Annotated in this window: 24 protein-coding genes; 8 read left to right on the top strand and 16 right to left on the bottom strand. The window is 60.4% G+C overall.

The window, feature by feature from the left end; translation table 11 throughout:
* Window positions 1-4: 4 nt before the first annotated feature.
* Together PPUTUW4_RS17830 and PPUTUW4_RS17825 are read right to left on the bottom strand one after the other, a co-directional pair.
* Complete coding sequence (locus PPUTUW4_RS17830; RefSeq protein WP_015095944.1) at window positions 5-727, bottom strand: glycerophosphodiester phosphodiesterase; 723 nt, start codon at window positions 725-727, stop codon at window positions 5-7.
* 14 nt (window positions 728-741) lie between these two features.
* Entirely contained in the window at window positions 742-1,323 is a 582-nt protein-coding gene (locus PPUTUW4_RS17825) for a PilZ domain-containing protein (protein WP_015095943.1), read from the bottom strand.
* Between the two features lie 94 nt (window positions 1,324-1,417).
* On the opposite strand from PPUTUW4_RS17825, the gene PPUTUW4_RS17820 reads away from it, so the two are divergent.
* The 3 genes from PPUTUW4_RS17820 to PPUTUW4_RS17810 all read left to right on the top strand — a co-directional run bounded on the left by PPUTUW4_RS17820 (window position 1,418) and on the right by PPUTUW4_RS17810 (window position 4,667).
* The gene (locus tag PPUTUW4_RS17820; RefSeq protein WP_015095942.1) at window positions 1,418-2,668 is read left to right on the top strand and encodes a lipoprotein-releasing ABC transporter permease subunit; all 1,251 of its coding nucleotides are present in this window, start codon (window positions 1,418-1,420) and stop codon (window positions 2,666-2,668) included.
* 7 nt (window positions 2,669-2,675) lie between these two features.
* Window positions 2,676-3,359, top strand: a complete 684-nt coding sequence (lolD, locus tag PPUTUW4_RS17815) for a lipoprotein-releasing ABC transporter ATP-binding protein LolD (RefSeq protein ID WP_177323586.1) — start codon at window positions 2,676-2,678, stop codon at window positions 3,357-3,359.
* Window positions 3,360-3,422: 63 nt separating this feature from the next.
* Complete coding sequence (locus tag PPUTUW4_RS17810) at window positions 3,423-4,667, top strand: lipoprotein-releasing ABC transporter permease subunit (RefSeq protein WP_015095941.1); 1,245 nt, start codon at window positions 3,423-3,425, stop codon at window positions 4,665-4,667.
* Window positions 4,668-4,791: 124 nt separating this feature from the next.
* Here the strand turns inward: PPUTUW4_RS17810 and PPUTUW4_RS17805 are convergent, their stop codons facing one another.
* Entirely contained in the window at window positions 4,792-6,141 is a 1,350-nt protein-coding gene (locus PPUTUW4_RS17805; RefSeq protein WP_015095940.1) for a heavy metal sensor histidine kinase, read from the bottom strand.
* Window positions 6,141-6,821 carry a heavy metal response regulator transcription factor gene (locus PPUTUW4_RS17800; RefSeq protein ID WP_015095939.1) on the bottom strand — a complete coding sequence of 227 codons (681 nt, stop codon included), beginning with the start codon at window positions 6,819-6,821 and terminating at the stop codon, window positions 6,141-6,143. Before PPUTUW4_RS17800 ends, PPUTUW4_RS17805 begins: the two co-directional genes overlap by 1 nt.
* A gap of 155 nt (window positions 6,822-6,976) precedes the next feature.
* On the opposite strand from PPUTUW4_RS17800, the gene PPUTUW4_RS17795 reads away from it, so the two are divergent.
* Together PPUTUW4_RS17795 and queF are read left to right on the top strand one after the other, a co-directional pair.
* Complete coding sequence (locus PPUTUW4_RS17795; RefSeq protein WP_015095938.1) at window positions 6,977-7,495, top strand: cupredoxin family protein; 519 nt, start codon at window positions 6,977-6,979, stop codon at window positions 7,493-7,495.
* A 61-nt stretch (window positions 7,496-7,556) separates the two neighbouring features.
* Complete coding sequence (gene queF, locus PPUTUW4_RS17790; RefSeq protein ID WP_015095937.1) at window positions 7,557-8,387, top strand: NADPH-dependent 7-cyano-7-deazaguanine reductase QueF; 831 nt, start codon at window positions 7,557-7,559, stop codon at window positions 8,385-8,387.
* Window positions 8,388-8,557: 170 nt separating this feature from the next.
* On the opposite strand, the gene PPUTUW4_RS17785 is transcribed toward queF, so the two are convergent.
* Window positions 8,558-8,821 carry a DUF4404 family protein gene (locus PPUTUW4_RS17785; RefSeq protein ID WP_015095936.1) on the bottom strand — a complete coding sequence of 88 codons (264 nt, stop codon included), beginning with the start codon at window positions 8,819-8,821 and terminating at the stop codon, window positions 8,558-8,560.
* A 109-nt stretch (window positions 8,822-8,930) separates the two neighbouring features.
* Window positions 8,931-9,551, bottom strand: a complete 621-nt coding sequence (locus PPUTUW4_RS17780) for a hypothetical protein (protein ID WP_015095935.1) — start codon at window positions 9,549-9,551, stop codon at window positions 8,931-8,933.
* A gap of 198 nt (window positions 9,552-9,749) precedes the next feature.
* Between PPUTUW4_RS17780 and PPUTUW4_RS17775 the strand changes: the two genes are divergently transcribed.
* The 3 genes from PPUTUW4_RS17775 to rssC all read left to right on the top strand — a co-directional run bounded on the left by PPUTUW4_RS17775 (window position 9,750) and on the right by rssC (window position 12,496).
* Entirely contained in the window at window positions 9,750-10,439 is a 690-nt protein-coding gene (locus PPUTUW4_RS17775; protein ID WP_015095934.1) for a VacJ family lipoprotein, read from the top strand.
* A gap of 393 nt (window positions 10,440-10,832) precedes the next feature.
* Window positions 10,833-12,014: a two-component system response regulator RssB gene (gene rssB, locus PPUTUW4_RS17770; RefSeq protein WP_015095933.1), complete on the top strand. Its 1,182-nt coding sequence runs from the start codon at window positions 10,833-10,835 to the stop codon at window positions 12,012-12,014.
* Window positions 12,014-12,496, top strand: coding sequence for an anti-sigma factor antagonist RssC (gene rssC, locus PPUTUW4_RS17765; RefSeq protein ID WP_007978612.1), 483 nt, complete (start codon window positions 12,014-12,016; stop codon window positions 12,494-12,496). Before rssB ends, rssC begins: the two co-directional genes overlap by 1 nt.
* A gap of 284 nt (window positions 12,497-12,780) precedes the next feature.
* Here rssC and tal read toward each other — a convergent pair whose 3' ends face one another.
* The 10 genes from tal to PPUTUW4_RS17715 all read right to left on the bottom strand — a co-directional run bounded on the left by tal (window position 12,781) and on the right by PPUTUW4_RS17715 (window position 21,534).
* A complete protein-coding gene (gene tal, locus PPUTUW4_RS17760) occupies window positions 12,781-13,707 on the bottom strand; it encodes a transaldolase (protein ID WP_007978614.1) in 927 nt (308 codons plus the stop codon).
* Between the two features lie 178 nt (window positions 13,708-13,885).
* Window positions 13,886-14,881 (bottom strand): tRNA dihydrouridine(20/20a) synthase DusA, encoded by a 996-nt coding sequence (gene dusA, locus PPUTUW4_RS17755; RefSeq protein ID WP_015095932.1) that lies wholly within the window; start codon window positions 14,879-14,881, stop codon window positions 13,886-13,888.
* A gap of 230 nt (window positions 14,882-15,111) precedes the next feature.
* Window positions 15,112-15,873: a transporter substrate-binding domain-containing protein gene (locus PPUTUW4_RS17750; RefSeq protein ID WP_086780454.1), complete on the bottom strand. Its 762-nt coding sequence runs from the start codon at window positions 15,871-15,873 to the stop codon at window positions 15,112-15,114.
* 151 nt (window positions 15,874-16,024) lie between these two features.
* Window positions 16,025-16,312: a type II toxin-antitoxin system RelE/ParE family toxin gene (locus PPUTUW4_RS17745; RefSeq protein ID WP_015095930.1), complete on the bottom strand. Its 288-nt coding sequence runs from the start codon at window positions 16,310-16,312 to the stop codon at window positions 16,025-16,027.
* Window positions 16,302-16,541, bottom strand: coding sequence for a type II toxin-antitoxin system RelB/DinJ family antitoxin (locus PPUTUW4_RS17740; RefSeq protein WP_015095929.1), 240 nt, complete (start codon window positions 16,539-16,541; stop codon window positions 16,302-16,304). Before PPUTUW4_RS17740 ends, PPUTUW4_RS17745 begins: the two co-directional genes overlap by 11 nt.
* 219 nt (window positions 16,542-16,760) lie before the next feature.
* Window positions 16,761-17,684 (bottom strand): copper homeostasis membrane protein CopD, encoded by a 924-nt coding sequence (copD, locus tag PPUTUW4_RS17735; protein WP_015095928.1) that lies wholly within the window; start codon window positions 17,682-17,684, stop codon window positions 16,761-16,763.
* Between the two features lie 3 nt (window positions 17,685-17,687).
* Window positions 17,688-18,071 (bottom strand): copper homeostasis periplasmic binding protein CopC, encoded by a 384-nt coding sequence (gene copC, locus PPUTUW4_RS17730; RefSeq protein WP_015095927.1) that lies wholly within the window; start codon window positions 18,069-18,071, stop codon window positions 17,688-17,690.
* A gap of 52 nt (window positions 18,072-18,123) precedes the next feature.
* On the bottom strand, window positions 18,124-19,026 hold the full coding sequence (locus PPUTUW4_RS17725; protein WP_015095926.1) for a copper resistance protein B: 903 nt from the start codon (window positions 19,024-19,026) through the stop codon (window positions 18,124-18,126).
* Between the two features lie 10 nt (window positions 19,027-19,036).
* Window positions 19,037-20,728 (bottom strand): copper resistance system multicopper oxidase, encoded by a 1,692-nt coding sequence (locus tag PPUTUW4_RS17720; RefSeq protein WP_015095925.1) that lies wholly within the window; start codon window positions 20,726-20,728, stop codon window positions 19,037-19,039.
* Between the two features lie 80 nt (window positions 20,729-20,808).
* Entirely contained in the window at window positions 20,809-21,534 is a 726-nt protein-coding gene (locus PPUTUW4_RS17715; protein ID WP_015095924.1) for a murein L,D-transpeptidase catalytic domain-containing protein, read from the bottom strand.
* Window positions 21,535-21,552 lie beyond the last annotated feature (18 nt).

The following is a 21,552-nucleotide window of genomic DNA, read 5'->3' as shown; positions in this document are numbered from 1 at the left end:
GATTTCAGCAATTCTCGAGCGTGGCGCTGGCCAAACCGGGAAAGTCTGTAATCAGGCTGTCAACGCCGAAGTCGGCGAGTCTGCGCATCAGCGCAGGCTCGTTGACGGTCCACACCGACACATGCAACCCCTGACGCTGCGCCTTTTGCAGGCGTTCCGGCGTACACAGGGTCCAGTTCAGCGCCAGAATCTCACAGCCATAACTGGCCGCGACCTTCAGCGGGTCGAGCCAGGCGTATTCGGCCACCAGTCCGCGGGACACGTCCGGCACCAGCTCCAATGCTGCCTTTAGCACTTCACGGGAGCTCGAGGTGATGGTCACCTTGTCCATCAGGCCATGACGCTGGACCATTTCGCGAATCGCCAGCACGGTGGTCGCGGCACGCATCCGTGATGCGCTCTTGACTTCCAGCTGCCAGTGATCGAAGTCGCACTTCTCGAACAGTTCTTCCAGCGTCGGAATCGGGCACGGCTTGATCCAGCCCGGGCCACCCTTGCGCGCGTCATAGGTCACAAGCTCGGCCGCCGTGTGTTCGACGACCTTGCCGCGACGGTCCGTGGTGCGCTTGAGGGTCGGGTCGTGGATGACCATCAACTCGCCGTCCCTGGACAGGTGCAGGTCCAGTTCGCAGCGACGCACGCCGTGCTTGAGACATTCCTGAAAGCTGGTCAGGGTGTTTTCCGGTGCTTCGCCCTTGGCGCCGCGATGGCCGTAGATGAGGGTCACGGTTCTTCCTTAAATTAATTGCCTGATTCGAGTTGTTCGCGGGCCAGGCGTCGTACCTGGGCCTGCTTCTGCAAGATGTGGCGGGCCAACAGTTGGCGCTGGGCGTCGGTCAGGTGTTCGAACTCGGTGCCAACGTCATAGCCATCGCCCTTGCGGTCGCAATGGGTGACGCGGGCGCGCAGCAGCAGGCCCAGGGCTTGCGGCATCAACACCAGCTTGACCGACAGGTGTGCGCCAGCGGCGATGGGCGATGGATGCTGAAAGTCGATGCCGCCTTCGGAGATGATCACCGGCTGCGGTTCGCCGATCTGCCCGAGCACGGTGATGGCGATCACCTGGCTCAGCAGATCGATGCGTTTGTTCTGTGATTTCAAGAATGCCGCAATGTTGCGGTCGCGCTCATTGATCTGGCGCAACAGGTGCTGCGACTCGAATTCACTGAGGTGCAGTTCGCTGAGCAGGTTGAAGAGTGGGGAAGCATCCTGCAACACTTCCTGGTCTGCGGCTTCAGAAGCGGACAGGGGCCGAATTTCCAGTGCGATCGTATCCTCGATACGGTAGTATTCGCGGCGATCTTCTTCATCTAATGTCGACATGGCGAACCCATGGTAGCGGCGGTGGTCTGAGTGTAAAGCTGGTTATCGACCCCCGCCACAAGGACGTTCCTTTTCCCTCCGAACAAGCCCCGACATGTTCAGACCTCTCTTCGTATTTATCGGCACGCGTTACACCCGTGCAAAGCGTCGCAATCATTTTGTGTCATTCATTTCCCTGACTTCGATGATCGGGCTCGCCCTTGGCGTGGTCGTGATGATCGTGGTGCTGTCGGTGATGAACGGCTTCGATCATGAGATGCGCACCCGCGTGCTGGGCATGGTGCCCCACGCGACCATCGAGTCCGGCGAGCCGATCAGCGATTGGCAAAGCCTGGCCGCAAAGGTCAAGCAGAACCCGCAAGTGACGGCCGTGGCGCCGTTTACGCAAATGCAGGGGTTGCTGACCAATAACGGCAAGGTCTCGAAGGTCCTGCTCAATGCCATCGACCCGGCGCAAGAGCGCCAGGTGTCGATCATCGATCACTTCATGACCCAGGGCAAACTCGACGACCTGGTGCCGGGCGAGTTCGGCATCGTTATCGGCGACAAGGCCGCGGCCAAGCTCGGTGCGGCAATCGGCGACAAGCTGACCTTCGTCGCGCCGGAGGTCACCGTGACCCCGGCCGGGATGTTCCCGCGCATGAAGCGCTTTACCGTGGTCGGCATTTTCCATGTCGGCGCCGGTGAGCTCGATGGCTACCTGGGCGTCACCAACCTGCAGGACCTGGCCCGGCTGCATCGCTGGAAACCGGATCAGGTCCAGGGCCTGCGCCTGAAGTTCGACGACCTGTTCCAGGCGCCGCGCACCGCGTGGAGCATCGCCCGCGATCTTGGCGAAGACCGTTTCTACGCCCGCGACTGGACCCGCACCCACGGCAACCTGTACCAGGCGATCCGCATGGAAAAAGCCATGATCGGCCTGTTGCTGCTGCTGATCGTTGCCGTCGCGGCGTTCAACATCATTTCCACACTGGTGATGGTGGTGAACGACAAGAAGGGTGACATCGCGATCCTGCGCACACTGGGCGCCACGCCGGGCACGATCATGCGCACCTTCATGGTGCAGGGCACGGTGATCGGCGTGGTCGGTACCGCGATCGGCGCCGTGGTCGGGATCTTCGCCGCGCTGAATGTCAGTGCCGCGATCTCGGCCCTCGAAGGCCTGATCGGCCACAAATTCCTCAACGCCGACGTGTACTTCATCGATTACCTGCCGTCGCAAGTGCAGAGCCAGGACGTTGTCATGGTCTGCGCCGCCGCGTTGATCCTGAGTTTCCTCGCCACCCTGTATCCAGCCTGGCGTGCCGCGCGCACCCAGCCTGCGGAGGCGCTACGTTATGAGTGAGTCGGGCATGAGTGATAAAGCAATTTTGAGCTGCCGCAACCTGGGCAAATCCTACGAGGAAGGTCCGGAGTCGGTAGAGGTCCTGGCCGGGCTGCAACTGGAAATGCATCCGGGCGAGCGTGTGGCGATTGTCGGCAAGTCGGGCTCGGGCAAAAGCACCTTGCTCAACCTGTTGGGCGGCCTCGATACGCCGACCAAGGGCAGCGTCTGGCTCGATGGCGAAGAACTGTCGGCGCTGAGCGAGAAGAAACGCGGCCTGCTGCGTAACCGGGCCCTGGGCTTCGTGTACCAGTTCCACCACCTGCTGCCGGAATTCACGGCGCTGGAAAACGTCTGCATGCCGCTGCTGATCGGCAAGACCGCGATCCCCGAAGCGCGCCAGCGTGCCACGGCGCTGCTGGAGCGGGTAGGGCTGGGCCACCGGCTGGAACACAAACCGGCTGAATTGTCCGGTGGTGAGCGTCAGCGCGTGGCTATCGCCCGCGCCCTGGTCAACACACCGGGCCTGGTGATGCTCGACGAGCCGACCGGCAACCTCGACGCCCACACCGCCCAGGGCATTCAGGACTTGATGCTGGAACTCAGCACCTCGATGCGCACGGCGTTCCTGGTGGTGACCCACGACATGAACCTGGCCCGCCAGATGGACCGAGTCCTGCACCTGCAGGAAGGTTGCCTCACACCCATCTGATTGGCTGCAACCCGATGCCTGGAAAGGCGTCGGGTCTTTTATTTTTATACGGTGCCCCAGCGAATGTTCAGACCGTTATCGATCTTTATCGGCACGCGCTATACCCGCGCCAAGCGTCGTAATCGCTTTGTTTCCTTCATCTCGATGACCTCGATGATCGGCCTCGCCCTGGGCGTGCTCGCGATGATCGTGGTGTTGTCGGTGATGAACGGCTTCCAGCGCGAAATGAGCTCGCGCATCCTCGGCATGGTGCCTCATGCCACCATCGTCGGCGTCAACCCGATTGATGACTGGAAGCCCGTGGCAGCGGCCGCGATGAAAAACCCGGAAGTGACGGCGGCGGTGCCGTTCACCGAGATGGAAGGCATGCTGTCCTACAAGGGCACGATGCAGCCCATCCAGGTCAGCGGTGTCGACCCGGCGCTGGAAGGCCAGGTGTCGATCGTCGCCAAGCACATCGTCCAGGGCAGTCTCGAGGCCCTGAAACCGGGCGAATTCGGCGTGGTGATCGGCGAGATCACGGCGCGGCGCTTCCGCTTGAACGTCGGCGACAAGATTACCCTCATCGTGCCGGAGGTCAGCAATGCGCCGGGCGGCATTACCCCGCGCATGCAGCGGCTGAATGTGGTCGGCGTGTTCAAGGTCGGTGCCGAGCTCGATGGCACCATGGCCCTGATCCACATGGCCGATGCCGCGCAGATGCAGCATTGGGAGCCGGATCAGGTGCAGAGCGTGCGCCTGGCGGTGAAGGACCTGTACGCCGCACCGCAAGTGTCGAGCGACATCGCCACGGGGCTCGGTGCCGCCTACAAGGCTGACGACTGGACCCACACCCAGGGCAGCCTGTTCAGTGCGATGAAGATGGAAAAAACCATGATCGGCCTGCTGTTGCTGATGATCGTCGCGGTGGCGGCGTTCAACATCATCGCGACCCTGATCATGGTTGTGAACGACAAGGGCGCAGACATCGCGATCCTGCGCACCATCGGTGCCACGCCGCGACAGATCATGGCGATCTTCATGGTGCAGGGCACGGTGATCGGTATTGTCGGCACCCTGATTGGCGGTGTGTTGGGCGTGATTGCCGCGCTGAACGTCAGCCAGATCGTGGGCTGGATCGAGCGGGTCAGCGGGCAGCACATCTTCAGTTCGGACGTGTATTTCGTCAGCAACCTGCCGTCCGAGCTGCAAGGTGGGGATGTAGCGCTGATCTGCACGGCGGGCTTTGTCTTGAGCTTCCTGGCCACGGTTTACCCGGCATGGCGGGCGGCGAAGATCGAGCCGGCTCATGCGTTGCGGTATTCGTAACCAGTAACACCGCCATCGCGAGCAAGCTCGCTCCCACAGGGATCTGCGTCGTACACAGATTATGTGAACGCCACAAAACACTGTGGGAGCGAGCTTGCTCGCGATGAGGCCGGAACAACTGGCCTCAGTCTCCTTTTGGTAAATCAATCACAAACCTGGTCCACCCATTCTCCGATTCGCAACGAATCTGCCCGCCGTGGGCGCGGATGATCGACTGGGTGATCGCCAGGCCCAATCCCGCATGTTCACTGCTGCCTTCGCGGCGCGCTGGATCTGCACGGTAGAAGCGGTCAAATAGCCGCGGCAGTAACTGTGCGTCTATTGCGCTCCCTGTGTTTTCGACGCTCAATCTCAGGTCATTCGCTTGCTCGACAATGTTTACCCGAACCTCGCCATCGACGGGGGTAAAACGTAGCGCGTTATCCAGTAAGTTGGACAATGCTCGCCTCAACATACTGCGGTCGCCTTCCAGGCACCCATGGCCTTCCCGTGCGAGCGTCACCTGCGCGTCTTCCGCCAGCGGCGCAAAAAACTCCAGTAACAGATCCGCTTCCTGTCCCAGCTCCAATGGCTCGCGTTTAGGGATCAACAATCCATGATCAGCCTTGGCCAGATACAGCATGTCGTTGACCAATTGCGCCATCCACTGCAGTTCTTCGAGGTTGCTGTGCAGGGCTTCGCGGTAGTCCTCGATGGGGCGGGGGCGGGTGAGGGTGACCTGGGTGTGGGTCAGCAGGTTCGACAATGGGGTGCGCAGTTCATGGGCAATATCGGCAGAGAACGCGGACAGGCGCTGAAAAGAGTCGTCGAGGCGTCCGAGCATGGCATTGAAGTTGTGGGCCATTTCCGCCAGTTCCGGTGGCATGTTTTCTTCAGGCAAGCGCATGTTCAGCGATTGCGCGGAAACACCGCTGGCGACCGCACTGATGCGCCGCAACGGGCGCAAGCCGCTGCGCGCCGCCCATGCCCCCAGCAGTGCGGTGGCCAGGGCTGACAGGCCGACGGTCAGCCAGATCAGATGCTGCATGCGTTGCAGAAAGTGCTGGTGGTGGGTGATGTCCAGCATCAGGGTCAGTTGCGGTGAATCGGGTTTGTTCACATCAAGCGGCGCATTCAGCACGCGGTAATCCATGCCTTCATGGCTCACCGTCGACAATCCGAGCTGGCGCGGCAATAGCAGCGGAAGGTTTGTCGAGCTGTCATACCAGCGCTGACCGTCGCTGCCGGTGATGCGCAGTGACAGATCAGCCTGTCGGCTCAGTTCCTCCGTCAGCTTCACTTCGCTGTCACTCGATTGAAAGTCGTGCAGGGCCCGACGCAGGCCCGTCAGCTTGGCGCCCAGCAATTGCTGGTCGAGCTCAACAAAGTGCGCCTCACTGGCGCGGCTGAACAGCACCCCGGCGAACAGCGATACCACGGCGGTGCAGGCGGCAAACAACAGCGCCAGGCGGCTGCTCAAGGAGAGACGGCGCATCAGGCAGGGCGCTCTTCAAGCACGTAACCCATGCCGCGCACGGTGTGGATCAGCTTGTTGGGGAATTCATCGTCGATCTTCAGGCGCAGTCGGCGGATCGCCACCTCGATGACATTGGTGTCGCTGTCGAAATTCATGTCCCAGACCTGGGACGCAATCAGCGACTTGGGCAGGACTTCGCCCTGACGGCGCAGGAGCATTTCCAGCAGGGCGAACTCCTTGGCGGTCAGGTCGATCCGCTGGCCGCTGCGTTCGACCCGGCGTCGGATCAGGTCCAGGCGCAAATCGGCCAGTTGCAGGCTGGTCTCCTGAGGCGTGGCGCTACCACGACGCAACAGGCTGCGGACCCGGGCCAGCAGTTCGGAGAACGCAAACGGCTTGACCAGATAGTCATCGGCGCCCAGTTCGAGGCCGTGGACCCTGTCTTCCACGGCGTCGCGCGCTGTCAGAAAAAGTACCGGCGTGTCCAGGCCGGCGCCGCGTACCGCTTGCAGAATCTGCCAGCCATCGCGGCCGGGCAGCATCACATCGAGAATCAGCAGGGCATACTCGCCGCTGAGAGCCAGTTGCTGGCCGGTGCTGCCGTCGGCCACCAGTTCCGTGTTGAACCCGGCCTCGGCCAGACCCTGACGCAGGTAGTGGCCGGTCTTCGGTTGGTCTTCGACAATCAGCAGTTTCATGGGCGACTCATGGCAAGTGGAACGAACGCTTTATACCGTGGGCAGCGTTCATACAGGTCAACCTGACAAAGTTGTAATCTGGCTGTCAGGTTACGGGCAGTGGCAGCAGTTTAGAGTTTTCCTCATGCTGAGCCTTATCTTGTTGGAGTATGACGATGTTTTTACGCAAATCCCTGGCGCAAATCCTGTGTTTGCTGGCGCTGAGCTCACCAGTGTGGGCGGACGGCGGGCATGCCTACGATTTCGGCCAGTCGGCCCCGGCGGCCAAGGCGACCCGCAGTGTCGAAGTGGTCATGGGGGACATGTCCTTCGCGCCGAAGGCCATCGATATCAAGGCCGGGGAAACCGTGCGCTTCGTGCTGGTCAATAAAGGCCGGTTGCTGCATGAGTTCAACCTGGGCGACGCGGCGATGCACGCCAGGCACCAGCAGGAAATGTTGCAGATGCAACAGAGCGGCATGAAGGCCATGGACCACGGGAAGATGGCCGGCATGGATCACGGCAAAATGGATCACGGCATGAAACATGACGACCCCAACAGCGTGCTGGTGGAGCCGGGCAAGACCGCCGAGCTGACCTGGACCTTCAGCAAGGCCACCGGCCTTGAGTTTGCCTGCAACATCCCCGGTCATTATCAGGCCGGCATGGTCGGCAAACTGACTGTCAGTCAGTAAGCACTCAAAGGCGGGAGCAAAGGCTGATAGAATCCGCTGATTCTTCAGTCAGGTTTCCGCCATGCATCCCGCAGCCGAACACTCGCCGCTGGGCAAGTCCAGCGAATACATCGCCACCTACACGCCGTCCTTGCTGTTCCCGATCCCGCGCACCGCGAAGTGGGCGGAGCTGGGCCTGACGGCTGAAACCCTGCCGTATAAAGGCGTGGACTTCTGGAACTGCTTCGAACTGTCCTGGCTGCTGCCTTCGGGCAAGCCGGTGGTGGCGATCGGCGAATTCAGCATTCCGGCGGATTCGCCGAATATCATCGAGTCGAAATCGTTCAAGCTCTACCTCAACTCCCTGAACCAGACGCCGTTTACCGACACCGCGAGCCTTGAGGCGACGCTGGCCAAGGACTTGTCGGCAGCTGCCGGCAAGCCGGTGGGGGTGCGCATTCGCAGTCTCAAGGATGTCGAGCGCGAAGGCGTCGTGGCCCTGCCGGGCGTGTGCATCGACGAACTGGATATCAGCGTCAGCAGCTACGAGCATCCACGGCCGGAACTGCTGCGTTGCGATGATTCGCGCATCGTCGAGGAGAGCGTGCACAGCCATTTGCTCAAGTCCAACTGCCCGGTCACCAGCCAGCCGGACTGGGGCAGCGTGGCGGTGGAGTACCGTGGCGCGGCGCTGGATCACGCGAGTCTGCTCGAGTACATCGTCAGCTTCCGTCAGCATTCGGACTTCCATGAGCAGTGCGTGGAGCGGATCTTCCTCGATCTGCAGCGGTTGTTGAAACCGGAGAAACTGACGGTGTACGCGCGTTATGTGCGTCGTGGCGGGCTGGATATCAACCCGTATCGCAGCACTGAAGAGGTGCAGTTGCCGAACCATCGCCTGGTCCGCCAGTAACGAAACCCTGTAGGAGCGAGCCTGCTCGCGAAAGCGTTATGACATTCAACATCAATGATGACTGACACACCGCATTCGCGAGCAGGCTCGCTCCCACAATGGGCTGTATTGCCAGGCGCAGAAACCAAAAAAACCCGCCATCGCTAGCGGGGTTTTTGCATCAGGAGGGTTCAGATCCCCATGTTGGCCAAGGCCTGCCCGATGTTGCGCAGGGTGCCGGCAAGGGTAGGGTGTTCGAGTTCGAAGCGTTCGACGGCGAGGTTGACGTTGTCGGCGATACTGGAATCCTGGGTCTTGGTTTCGAGTTCAAGCTCAAGCTCGATCTGTTGCATCAGCGCGTGCAGATCTTTGCGCTCTGCTTCAGACAATGGAGGATTCTGTTCCAATTGCTCGCGCAGGGCATTGAGCTGTTCTTGCAGTTCGCGGGCAGGCATGGCGTTCTTCCTTCTCTCGATTGGCACTGGCATAGACCGCAGCGGTCCGCCAAAGGTCTATGGCTGACCTTTAGATTAATCCACTCCCGCCTAACCTGCATGATCTCGATCAGGGCTTTTCGCCTTTGAACCGGCGCAACTGGATGTCTGCCAGGCAGGTGTCGAGTTCACCGAGGTGATCGATCACCGAATGCACGCCCAGGCCGAACAGTTGCATCGTGGCCTTGCCGCGTTTGATGTCGCGCTCCTGCTGGGTCAACGCTTGCCATTGCCGGGGCGCCAACCCGCACAGCGAGCCGCAGGACGCCAGGCCGATGGTCCACAGCCCGGCATTAAGGCCCGCTTGCAACAGGCGCGGTTCACCGCTCACCAGTACACAGCCGTCGAGTCGGTCAACGTTCAGGCTCATCAAGGCTTGCCAGCAGGCATCCGGTGCAGGCCATGGGCTAATTGTTGCTGGATGTTGCGATGGTTTGATCCATTCCGGTAGCGCAGCGGCCAGGGCCTGGCTGAGGTCCGGGGGCAGTTCATCAAGCCAGGCACAGGGAATTTGCTGGCGCTGCAAGCTGAGCAGGCTGTCCAGTGCGCCGGGTGTGGACTCTGCGTGCTCGGCCGAGTGGCTGCCGTGGCGATGGGTGTGCGCGCCGAAATCCACAAGGCAGCCACTGAGGCCGAACAGTACGGCGGTCAGGCGGGGTGCGGTTTGGGGCAAGGCTTCGGCGAGCGGCATATGGACGTCCCTGAAATAGCCTGAAGGCTAGCGGGCGACGGTGACAGTTGAGTGACATGGATGTGAAACGCTCACAGTTGGCACGATTCCTCCGGCGGGATGAGTGCGAAGTGCCTTAAACGGCGTTTACGTCTTATACTTGCCAACTTATTGCCCGGGCCAGGGGCCCGAGCCGGTACAAACCAAGGAGTTTTTTCTATGCGCTGGAGCAATCATCTAGCCAGGATTTGTGTATGCGCCAGTGTGATGCTGGTTCCGTTCGTTGCCCAGGCAGCCTCGGAAGATGATCCTTGGGAAAGCGTCAACCGCCCGATCTACAAGTTCAACGACGTGATCGACACCTATGCGCTGAAGCCCTTGGCCCAGGGCTACCAGTACATAACGCCGCAGTTTGTCGAAGATGGTGTTCACAACTTCTTCCGGAACATCGGCGACGTGCGCAACCTCGCCAACGATATCCTGCAGGCCAAGCCTCGCGCCGCCGGCGTTGATACCGCACGCATCATTTTCAACACCACCTTCGGCTTGCTGGGCGTGATTGATGTCGGCACCAAAATGGGCCTGCAGCGCAATGACGAAGATTTCGGCCAGACGCTGGGTTACTGGGGTGTCGGCAGCGGCCCTTACGTGATGCTGCCACTGCTGGGCCCAAGCACCTTGCGCGATGCACCGTCCAAGTACGTCGACAGCTACACGGGCGCCTATCGCTACGTGAACGACGTTCCTGTGCGTAACTCGTTCCGCGCCCTGGACATCATCGATACGCGTGCCAACCTGCTGTCGAGCGAGAAGCTGATCACTGGCGACAAGTACACCTTCATCCGTAATGCGTACCTGCAGAACCGGGAATTCAAGGTGAAAGACGGTCAGGTCGAAGACGATTTCTGATCTCGACCGGTAAACTGAAAAAAGGCGGCCATCAATCAAGGTCGCCTTTTTTGTTTGCGAAGACCCGCATGCAGGTAAATCGGGCTTTTCACTGTAGTCCCGACCGGTTTGACTCGCGGGTTCGAACCTTCCATTGGGTTACGGATTTGACTGTTCTTATAACTCTCGGTGATTTGACAAACAAAGACGTCAAGCGACCATCGGCGTGAGCTTGAAACGCCCCGCGGATGGGAGTACCGTCTGCGCCTTAGAAGGGCACCTCTGGTGTACACGTGTGTAGGGCAAATGCCCGAAAGCGGTGCGACAGAGAGGCTAGAAAGCGAATCCAGTAGTGAGTGCCGGGTCAAATTCCCCGCCTGCTACGCCAACCTAATTCTGGCGCCGTTTGCCCACATGCCAAAAACCAGTGCCACGCTGCTGATAATCGATGATGACGAAGTAGTGCGCGCGAGCCTCGCCGCCTATTTGGAAGACAGTGGTTTCGGCGTCTTGCAGGCCAGCAATGGCCAGCAGGGTCTTCAGGTATTCGAGCAAGACAAGCCCGACTTGGTCATCTGCGATCTGCGCATGCCGCAGATGGGCGGACTCGAACTCATCCGTCAGGTCACCGAGCTGTCGCCGCAAACACCGGTGATCGTGGTGTCGGGTGCCGGCGTGATGAACGACGCGGTCGAGGCCCTGCGCCTGGGCGCGGCGGACTACCTGATCAAGCCTCTCGAAGATCTGGCGGTGCTCGAGCACTCTGTGCGCCGGGCCCTGGATCGCGCGCGCCTGCTGCTGGAAAACCAGCGCTACCGCGAGAAGCTGGAGAAGGCCAACCGCGAGCTCGAAGCCAGCCTGAACCTGCTCCAGGAAGACCAGAACGCCGGTCGCCAGGTGCAGATGAACATGCTGCCGGTCAGCCCATGGACCATCGACGAGTTCAAATTTGCTCACCAGATCATCCCGTCGCTGTACCTGTCGGGTGATTTCGTCGATTACTTTCGCGTCGACGAGCGTCGGGTAGCGTTTTACCTGGCGGACGTTTCCGGGCATGGCGCCTCTTCAGCCTTCGTCACCGTGCTGTTGAAGTTCATGACCACGCGCCTGCTGTTCGAGTCCAAGCGCAGCGGCACCTTGCCGGAATTCAAGCCTTCAGAGGTTCTTGGTCATATCAACCGGGGCCTGATCAGTTGTAAGCTGGGTAAACACGTCACAATGGTCGGTGGAGTCATCGACGAGGAGACCGGTTTGTTGACCTATAGCATCGGCGGTCATTTGCCGTTGCCAGTGTTGTACACGCCAGACAGTGTTCGTTATCTGGAAGGGCGTGGCCTGCCGGTGGGCCTCTTCAACGAAGCCACCTATGAAGACCACGTGCTGGAATTGCCACCGACGTTCAGCCTGACGCTGATGTCTGATGGCATTCTGGACCTTTTGCCAGAACCCACACTCAAAGAAAAAGAAGCGGCGTTGCCCCAACGGGTCAAGGCTGCGGGCGGCACCCTGGATGGGCTGCGGCAGGTTTTTGGATTGGCCACGCTAGGGGAGATGCCGGATGATATCGCCCTGTTGGTGTTGAGCAGGAATCTTTGATGAGTACCGGTAGAATCCAGTTCGCCGAGCAGGACGGCACCTTCGTCCTGAAGTTCGTCGGTGAAGTTCGCCTGACCCTGTGTTCGGCGTTGGATGCGACTATTGAGCGGATCTTCAGCGCATTGAATTTCAACGCGATCGTGATCGATCTGACCGAAACCCGCAGCATCGACAGCACCACGCTTGGCCTGCTGGCCAAGCTGTCGATCCTGTCGCGGCAGAAAGTCGGCCTGCTGCCGACTGTCGTCACCACCCACGAAGACATCACGCGGCTGTTGCAGTCCATGGGCTTCGAGCAGGTCTTCAACATCGTCGACAAGCCGGTGCCCTGCCCGGAATGCCTGGACGACCTGCCAGACCAGGATCAGTCCGAAGAAGTGGTGCGGATCAAGGTGCTCGAAGCGCACAAGATCCTCATGGGGCTGAACGACACCAATCGTGAAGCCTTCCATGACCTGGTGAATGCGCTGGAGCGGCACTGATCCCTTGAGGTGATGCTGTCTGGTCTGGCTAAACACAGCTTCACCATTCACCACAATCCACTGTGGGAGCGGCGGTGCGGCGATCCGACTTGCTCGCGAAGGCGGCCTCGCATTCGACATTGCAGTGAACGGACTGACGCCTTCGCGAGCAAGCCCGCTCCCACATTGGTTTTGCACTGAGCGCACGATTCGGTTTCAACCCACAATCCCAGTGAGTGCGAGATCGCTGACAAAAAAGGGCGAACCCGTGAGGGTTCGCCCTTTTTGCATTACACCCACTCAGATCACAGCTTGGCCTGCAGCAGCGCCTCAAGCTTCTCCTGATCCCGCGCGAACTGACGAATACCTTCGGCCAGCTTCTCGGTCGCCATCGCATCTTCGTTGGACAACCAGCGGAACTGCGATTCGTTGAGGCTCAGGCGCGCTTCACCGGCATGGCCAGGCGCCAGTTTGCGTTCCAGCTTGCCGGTGTCCGCTGCCAGCTTGTCGATCAAGTCCGGGCTGATGGTCAGGCGGTCGCAGCCGGCCAGTTGTTCGATCTGGCCCAAATTGCGGAAGCTCGCCCCCATGACCACGGTCTTGTAGTCGTTGGCCTTGTAGTAGTTGTAGATGCGCGTCACCGACTGCACGCCCGGATCATCCGCACCGGTGTAATCGTTGCCGTTGGCTTTCTTGTACCAGTCGTAGATACGGCCCACGAACGGCGAAATCAGGAACACCCCGGCATCGGCACAGGCGGCGGCCTGGGCGAAGGAGAACAGCAGGGTCAGGTTGGTCTGGATGCCTTCCTTTTCCAGGATCTCGGCGGCGCGGATGCCTTCCCAGGTGGAGGCAATCTTGATCAGTACGCGGTCGCGGCCAATGCCGGCCTTGTCGTACAGCTCGATCAGGCGATGGGCGCGCTTGAGCATGGCATCGGTATCGAACGACAGGCGCGCATCCACTTCGGTGGAAATGCGGCCCGGAATCACTTTCAGGATTTCCTGGCCCACGGCCACGCCAAAACGGTCGCTGGCCAGGCCCACATCGCCCTTGCAGTCGTTGACGCTGGCGTTCAGCAGCTCGGCATACGCAGGAATGGCCGCGGCCTTGAGCAGCAGGGAAGGGTTGGTGGTGGCGTCCACCGGTTTAACGCGAGCGATCGCTTCGAAGTCGCCGGTGTCGGCAACCACGGTGGTCATTTGTTTGAGTTGTTCCAGCTTGGAAGTCATGAGCGTGCTCTGTCCTATGGGTCTGATGACATTACCCGAGCGCTGACAGCCACTCAAGGGCGTGTACGTGTATAGACGGCCCCTGCGGCAACAACCTGAAAACAATTGTTTGAAAGGCGGGGCGTGGTATCGATGAATACGATGCCCAAACGCCCCACAGGTTCAACGAGACCGACCGTTAACGCCCTTCGAGCAACGCCGCCGCCTGATCCAGCAGCGCCAACGGATCTTTCGCCTTGTGAATATCCACCGACAACAGCTGCCGGAACTTGCGCGCCCCCGGAAACCCGGTGCCCAGGCCCAGCACATGCCGGGTGATGTGGTGCATCGAACCACCGGCATCGATATGTGCTGCAATATAGGGCCGCAGCTGCGCCAGCGCCTCGGCGCGGCTGATCACCGGCGCCGTACTGCCGAATAGTTGCTGATCCACCTCGGCCATCACATAAGGGTTGTGATACGCCTCGCGGCCCAGCATCACGCCGTCGAACGTCTGCAAATGCTCGTGGCAGGCCTCCAGCGTCTTGATGCCGCCGTTGAGAATGATCTCCAGCTCCGGAAAATCCGCCTTCAACCGCGCCGCAACGTCATAACGCAGGGGCGGGATGTCACGGTTCTCCTTCGGCGACAACCCCTCCAGAATCGCAATCCGCGCGTGCACGGTAAAACTGGTACAGCCGGCATCCCGCACCGTGCCGACGAAATCACACAGCTCCTCGTAACTGTCCCGGCCATTGATCCCGATACGGTGCTTGACCGTCACCGGAATCGACACCGCATCACGCATCGCCTTCACACAATCGGCCACCAACTGCGGATGCCCCATCAGGCACGCGCCGATCATATTGTTCTGCACCCGATCGCTCGGACAGCCGACATTCAGGTTCACCTCGTCGTAACCATGCTCCTGCGCCATGCGCGCGCACGCCGCCAGGTCCAGCGGCACACTGCCGCCAAGCTGCAGGGCCAGCGGATGCTCGGCCTCGTTGTGCCGCAGAAATCGCTCGTGATCGCCGTTGAGCAGGGCACCGGTGGTGACCATTTCGGTGTAGAGCAGGGCGTTTTTCGACAGCAGGCGCAGGAAGAAGCGGCAGTGGCGGTCAGTCCAATCCATCATGGGTGCGACGGAGAAACGGCGGGAGAGCGGGGCGGGTGTAGCGTTGGCTGCGGACATTGGGAGTCTGGAATCGGTGAGGCTGGGAGGTGGGGGAGTTTATCAGGAATGGGATGACGAGGCTCAGGAGTCCGAATACAGGCAATCAGGTCTGTTTAAATCAGCGCGAAAATGTCGGATGTTTCCCTTGTCAACGCGTCTTGCCTGTGGATGGCCTGCTACCGGTGCGAGAGCAGTTTCAAGTGTGTAACGAGATTTAATAAGCCATGACCAGGCGCCTTGGCACGCCGTTATTTGCCCTCAGGCACCGCCAGCCACTGCCGTCGAATCTTCTGATAAATGCCCGTTGCCTTGGCCAGGTGCAGCCACTGATCGACGTACAGCTTCCAGGTAATGTCGTCACGGGGCAGCAGGTAGGCTTTTTCGCCGTATTGCATGTAGTGCGTCGGGTTGACGGCGCACAGGCCCGGTTTGAGCTTCTGCTGGTACAGCGCCTCCGACGCATCGGTGATCATCACGTCAGCCTTTTTATCCAGCAGTTCCTGGAAGATGCTCAGGTTATCGCGCAGCTGCAATTGCGCCTGGGGCAGGTAGGCGTGGACGAACGCTTCGTTGGTGCCGCCGGCGGGTTCGACCAGGCGAACCGAGGGCCGGTTGATCTGTTCGACAGTCTGGTACAGCGCCTGGTCTTCGCAACGCACCAGCGGGATTTTGCCGTCGACGTCCAGGATGTTGCTGAAGAAGGCTTTTTTCTGCCGTTCCAGGGTGACCGAGATGCCGCCCATGGCGATGTCGCACTTGCCGGCGAGCATGTCGGGCATCAGGGTTTTCCAGGTGGTGGGCACCCACTCGACCTTGGCGCCCAGGCTGTCGGCCAGGGCGTGGGCCATGGCGATGTCGATGCCGGAATACGCGCCGTCCTCGGCTTTAAGGGTGTAGGGCTTGTAGTCGCCGGTGGTACAAACGCGCAGTTGTCCCCGTTGCATGACGCTGTCCAGATGCGAAGGTTCTGCCTGGGCGCCAAGGGAGAGTGCGAGCAAGCCGCCGAGCATCATTGCTCTATTGATTTTCGTCATTGTTATCGGGCTTTTGTGCTGGAGTGGTTTTGAAAGGGGAGTGTAGTGAAACTTTCACCGGTGTGAAAAATCAACGCCCCCCGAAGATGGCTTCAACCTTGCGTCAGAAGCGTTACTCAATCGACCATTACTTCAAGCGTCCAGCCGCCTTGCGATAAACCTGCTCACGTTCCCGTTTATCCACGGCTACCACAAACACGGTAATTTCCTGGTCAATTATTTGATAGACCAAGCGGTAACCGCTGCTACGTAGTTTGACCTTGTAGCAGTCGGGAAAACCATGCAGGCGGTTAGCTTCAATGCGTGGATTGTTCAGGATCTCCACCAGCTTCCTTTTGAGCTGCTGTCGGACTGTGTCGCCAAGTTTTTGCCATTCCTTCAATGCACGGGCATCAAACTCAAGGCTATAGGTCATCTATAGAAACCCTTACTCGTTGAGGAGATGCAAGCCGTTCCCGCACAGTGGCCAATAGAGCCTCATCGTCTTCAGTCATCAAGACAGGCTTGAAAGGCAACTGACCACGCTCCGCCACATATTGCAGGGCTTGGCGCATCAGTTCGGAAGGGGTGACGCCGAGCTTTTCCAGTTCGAGATAGGCGCGAGCTTTGAGGTCGTCATCGATACGGATGTTGATAGATGCCATGGGGCAGGTTCTCATGTAATGACATTGGTCATTACATTGAATCAAGAGTTCCTCATTGGCAAGTCCGCCGAGACGTACGGCTAATTTAGAGAAAATTCGTACGCGTGAGGATGAAAGTGCCAACCAGCAAAGATCCCACCGCCTGGGTCATCGCCTTGGCCTCACTGACCCAAGTTTAAATCAGTACGTAAGTGTCAGAGATTTTCCCCTGAAGATGGCTCATTCCACTTCCGGGCTCAACGTCCCCAACCACGCCACCAACCCCACAATCAAAACCGCCGCGGCCATTTCCGCTGCCACACTGCGCCGAAGCGCATGGGCTGCCACGCGATACTGGCCCTCCCGCAACGACCGCTGCAGCAAGGGGCCAAGATGAAAGCGGTTCAGCGCCGCCAAAGCCAGCATCCCGGCAAACAGCAGCACTTTGATCGCCAGCAGAATTCCGTAGTGGCTGAGTAGAACCTCATCGAGTCTCGGCCCGACGATGAACAGGTAGTTCACCACGCCCGTCACGGTGATGATCACGACGATCAGCGCACCGACAAGCTCGAATCGCCTGACGGCGTGAGCCAGCAAACGAATGCGTGCTTCGGTTTGCAGGATCCGGGGTTGCGCCATCAATGCAAACGCCAGCAACGCGCCGAGCCACGCGCCCGCTACCAGCAGGTGCAGGATGTCTGTGGTGAAGTGCCAGTAACGACGGCTGCCTTCGTCCATGGCGCCATGTCCGCTCCAGGCCAGGCTGGCGAGGGCGATGCCGCCGGCAGTGCTGGCGATCACCAGGCTGAGACCGGGGGCGCGTGGGTTGAGCATCACCGCCAGGCCTGCGACCGCCAACGCAATCATCCGCACGGCCCAGGCCATCCCGACGTCTGTCTCGAACAGCATCATCTCGAGGTGAGGGCGTAGCTCGGCAACGTCTGACTCGCCGCTCATGGCGCGGACCATCAGCACCATGCCGACGATGGACAGCAGCGCACCGAGCCCGGCAGTTCCCGTCAGCAATCGGCGAAAGGGCAGCACCGTCCCGGATCGCCGTTCCTGTCCTTTGAAGCTGTAGAGCCCGAACAGCGCCACGCCAAACAACAGCATCAAATCCACATACAACACAAACCGCAGAACGACGTTGGCCGAGTCGCTCATCGATCATTTCACTTTGAACGTGACGCTGCCGGTGATCGGGTGGGTATCCGACGACACCGCGCGCCATTCGACCTTGTAGGTGCCGGCAACCAGAGGGGCTGTCGGGGTAATGAGCATGGTTTTCGGATCACTGCCGCCGCTGACCTTGGCCTTGACCGGCATCGGGGCGTGGGCCATGCCGGCCATTTCAGTCATCAGCAGTTTTGCGCCGGAAAACTGGGTGACAAGGTTTTCGGAGAAGTGCAGTTCGATCTTGTCGGGCGGTGCACCTTCTGCGCCTTCCACTGGGGTGGAAGCGAGCAATTTGGGGTGCGCTTGAGCAAGGGTGCTCATGAGCAGACCGCTGAGTAACGCGATAACGACGGCGGTGGGTTTGATGAGGCGCATGCAAGGTCCTTTACCGCTCGAAGCGGTTGTTGTTGGTTTTGGGTGAGTCTGTTCAGAACCACATCCGAACACCGAGCACGAGGCGGGCTTCGCTGCGATCCTCGCCTTCGTCGTTGGCGTAGTCGGCGGTGTTGCCGTAGGTACGGTTCCAGGTCACGCCGAGGTAAGGCGCGAATTCCCGGCGGATTTCGTAGCGCAGGCGCAGGCCGGCTTCGGTGTTGGACAGCCCCGCGCCGATGCCCCGTTGCGGATCGTTTTTGCCGTAGGCGTTGAGTTCGACGGTCGGCTGCAGGATCAGCCGGTTGGTCAGCAGAATGTCGTAGTCGCCTTCCAGCCGCACGGCGCTCTGGCCGCCTTCGCCGATGAAGGCCGTGGCTTGGGCCTCGAAGTTGTACAGCGCCATACCTTGCACGCCGAAGGCGGCCCAGGTTTGCGGGGCGCCGGGTTTGAAGTCCTGGCGCACGCCGCTGACGACGTCCCACCACGGGGAAATGGCGTGGCCCCACAGGGCCTGGATTTCAGCGTCCTCGGTCACGCCGTTGGTGCGCTCGCCTTCGGAGCGCAGCCACAGGCGATCGATGTCGCCGCCGACCCAGCCGGACAAATCCCAGGCCAGGGTGCTGCCGTCATCGGCGTCCTGCCATTCCAGTTTGTCGGCGAGGAAAAACGAATTGAGTGTGTTGTCGTGCACATGGTGGCCGGCGGGATCGACATACACCGCCGCGCGATCGGCATCGGTCAGCACCGGGATCGGCGTACGGCTTTCGCTGGGGGCGGCGGGCTGCATCTGGCCCTCGTCCATGCTTTGCATCTGACTGTGGTCCATCTGGCCATGATCCATGCCTTGCATCTGACCATGGTCCATCTGGCTGTGATCCATGCCTTGCATGCCGTCGCTGGCGGCCATCGCCGTCGAAGTCACGAATGCAAAAAAAACCGGAGTGAATCGAATCATGGGGTGCGCCTCATTCTTCCACGCGAACTTCACGGAACATGCCCATTTCCATGTGGTACAGGAGATGGCAGTGATAGGCCCAGCGGCCGAGCGCATCGGCAGTGACCCGATAGCTGCGCCGGGAGCCCGGTGGCATGTCGATGGTGTGCTTGCGCACCATGAACTCGCCGTTCTCGTCTTCGAGGTCGCTCCACATGCCGTGCAGGTGGATGGGGTGCGTCATCATCGTGTCGTTGACCAGCACGATCCGCAGCCGCTCGCCGTACTTGAGGCGCAGGGGCTCTGCATCAGAGAACTTCACGCCGTTGAACGACCAGGCGAACTTTTCCATGTGCCCGGTCAGGTGCAGTTCAAGGGTGCGGCCAGGCTCGCGGCCGTCCGGGTCTTCGAAGGTGCTGCGCAGGTCGGAGTAGGTGAGCACGCGGCGCCCGTTGTTGCGCAGGCCCATGCCGGGGTCGTCGAGTTTCGCTGAGGTGGACATGGCTTGCATGTCCACCAGCGGGTTGTCGGTTTCCGAGGCGGGGTGGGACTGCATGCCGGGCATGTTGCTGTGATCCATGCCCGCCATGCTGCCGTGGTCCATGCCGCCCATGCCCATGTCATCCATGGTCACCAGGGGGCGTGGGTCCAGTGCCGGCAGCGGCGCTACCAGTCCCGCCTTCACCGCCAGGGTGCCGCGTGCGTAGCCGGTGCGATCCATCGCCTGGGCGAACAGGGTATAGGCCGCTTCGGTCGGTTCGACGATAACGTCGAAGGTTTCCGCCACGGCAATGCGAAACTCGTCGACGCTCACCGGTTTGACGTAGAGGCCATCGGCGGCGACCACGGTCATTTTCAGGCCAGGGATGCGCACGTCGAAGTAACTCATGGCCGAGCCGTTGATGAAGCGCAGCCGCAGCTTTTCCCCCGGGCGGAACACCCCGGTCCAGTTCATGTCCGGCGCCTGGCCGTTCAACAGGTAGGTGTAAGTGGCGCCGCCGACGTCCGCCAGGTCAGTGGGGTTCATCTTCATCTCGGCCCACATCTTGCGATCGGCGACGGTCGGCCCCCAGCCTTTTTCGCTGACGTCGTGGATGAAGTCGCCCACGGTGCGCTTGTTGAAGTTGTAGTAATCGGACTGTTTTTTCAGCGTATTCATCAGGTCGACCGGATCTTCGTCGGTCCAGTCGCTGAGCATCACCACGTAGTCGCGGTCGTACTGGAACGGCTCCGGGTCCTTGGCGTCGATCACCAGCGGGCCGTAGACGCCGGACTGTTCCTGAAGCCCCGAATGGCTGTGATACCAGTAGGTGCCGTTCTGCCGCACGGTGAACTGGTAGACGTACAGGCCGCCCGGCTCGATGCCCTTGAAACTCAGGCCCGGCACGCCGTCCATGTTGGCCGGCAGCAAGATGCCGTGCCAGTGAATGGAGGTGCTGTCCTTGAGTCTGTTGCGCACCCGCAGCGTCACCGTATCGCCTTCACGCCAGCGCAGCAGGGGGCCGGGAATGCCACCGTTGATGGTCTGTGCTGTGCGCGGGCTACCGGTGAAGTTGACCGGGGATTCGCCGATGAACAGGTCGAAATCATTACCGGCCAACACCTGCGGTTCGCCGGGACTGCTGATCGCCCAGACCGGCGTGCGCCATAACCCGAGGCCGCCGAAGAGCCCGCCGATGGCCAGCCCTTTGACGAAGGTGCGTCTTGAAGTGTGGGAGTGCATGCCGTGTGTTCCGCCCGTCAGACCGTTGAACTTGTCGATGAGGCTAGCAGGCGGTGCCTTTCAGCAGGCTGAGGCGAAGATTACAGTTTTGACAGGTTGGACGTCGCTTTCTGGCTTGAAGTGGACTTTTCCCTTGAGGCCACGGTGTCGCCGCAGTTGATGTAGGAGGACGACTTCAGCCAACGCTGATCCGGGTAGTAGGAAAACAACAACTGGCCGTCCTTCATCGAATCAATCAGCCGATGGGCAATTGCCGGTCTGACGGCCGGGCAACCCAGGCTGCGGCCGATGCGGCCATTGGCGCGGGCAAGCACCGGACTGACGTAGGGCGCGCCGTGAATGACGATGGCCCGGTCAAAGGCGTTGTCGTTGAAACCGGGCTCCAGGCCTTCCATGCGTAGCGAGTATCCGTTCTGGCCGAGATAGCTTTGCCGGGTGCGGAACAGGCCGAGGCTGGTGGCGTGGCTTTCGTTGCGGTTGGAGAACAGCGTGGCCATGTTTTCGCCGCTGTTGCGGCCATGGGCGACCAGTTCGTGAAACAGCAACTTGCGCCGTTTAAGGTCGAAAACCCACAGGCGTTGTTCAGTCGAAGGCAGGGAGTAATCGATCACCGCCAGTCTTTGGGCTGGGGCGACGCCTTGGGCACGGCTGCATTGGGTGGCGCGAACGGCCAGGGCAATCACTTTGGCGTCGGCGCCTGGTGCTGCTTTGACCAGCGCGCTTTCAAGCGAATCGGCGTAGGCTGACGTTACTGAAAGGCACGTCAGTAAAATGGCAAATAAAAGGCCAAAGCGGTTTAGCGCCATAGTCGGGTCTCATCATGA

This window comes from Pseudomonas sp. UW4, from assembly GCF_000316175.1.
Lineage (GTDB): Bacteria > Pseudomonadota > Gammaproteobacteria > Pseudomonadales > Pseudomonadaceae > Aquipseudomonas > Aquipseudomonas laurylsulfatiphila.
The sequence above is the reverse complement of the archived record's forward strand: the minus strand, read 5'-3'. Positions and strand labels throughout refer to the sequence as shown.